This window comes from Psychrobacter sp. AOP5-GZ1-6 (assembly GCF_052376345.1).
Lineage (GTDB): Bacteria > Pseudomonadota > Gammaproteobacteria > Pseudomonadales > Moraxellaceae > Psychrobacter.
Genome location: NZ_JBQSVP010000385.1, coordinates 1 through 300, shown reverse-complemented (window position 1 = coordinate 300; position 300 = coordinate 1). Strand labels below are relative to the sequence as shown.

The following is a 300-nucleotide window of genomic DNA, read 5'->3' as shown; positions in this document are numbered from 1 at the left end:
CCTGTCACGTGTGCCAGACTGTTGCGTGCCAAGTGTACGATATGGGTGGCACGGTAGTGCTGATTGAGATGGTTGTGATCGACTAGTATAAAGGTATCGGCAACATTCAAATCGGTGGCATGGGCGAGTGCATGATAAACGCTATAGTGGCTTTGATGACTATTGGCGACGACAGTCGCTTCATCGATGGTCTCGGTATCTGTCACTGGGGCAAACGCAGCAGGAGTGTCTAGCGTGAGTGTTTGGCCACTTGCTTGATTGTCCTCGTCAGCACTACTTCCATCAGTGTTGCTGTTTATG

General features: G+C 50.3%; 1 protein-coding gene. It reads right to left on the bottom strand.

Annotation, left to right across the window (positions count from 1 at the left end; translation table 11 throughout):
* On the bottom strand, positions 1-300 hold a 300-nt coding region (locus ACT3RN_RS16320), incomplete at both ends, for a hypothetical protein (protein ID WP_444518904.1).